This is a genomic window from Streptomyces recifensis (assembly GCF_002154615.1).
Taxonomy (GTDB): domain Bacteria; phylum Actinomycetota; class Actinomycetes; order Streptomycetales; family Streptomycetaceae; genus Streptomyces; species Streptomyces griseoluteus.
On sequence record NZ_MUNH01000735.1, the window covers coordinates 1323 to 1651 of the forward strand.

The 329-nt window shown below is 74.8% G+C and carries 1 pseudogene; it reads right to left on the reverse strand.

The features are described from left to right. Window positions 1-129: 129 nt before the first annotated feature. Window positions 130-329 (reverse strand): annotated as a pseudogene (locus CCN33_RS33355) (phosphoheptose isomerase); the annotation flags it as partial.

Here is a 329-nt window from a genome sequence, read left to right on the forward strand (position 1 = left end):
CGGGCCGGGTGGCGCGGCGGACGTCGCTGACGACGGGCACGGGCGCGTCGGGAGCCAGTCGTTCGACGCGGCCGAACAGGTCGTGGTCGAGGAGGGCGTCCCCTACGACGAGGAGCGGGGCCGGGGTGGTCATGGGCGTTCCTTCCCGGTCACCGCCCAGTGCTGCCGGGCCGGTGACCGCCGGGGGCGCGCCGTGTGGCGTTCGATCGCGCTGTCGAATGACTCGCAGAGCATGTGCACGGCGACCAGGTGCAGTTCCTGCACGGTGGCGGTGCTGTCCGCCCGGACGCACAGGGCGTCGTCGGCGGCGGCCTGGAGGGGGTTGGGGG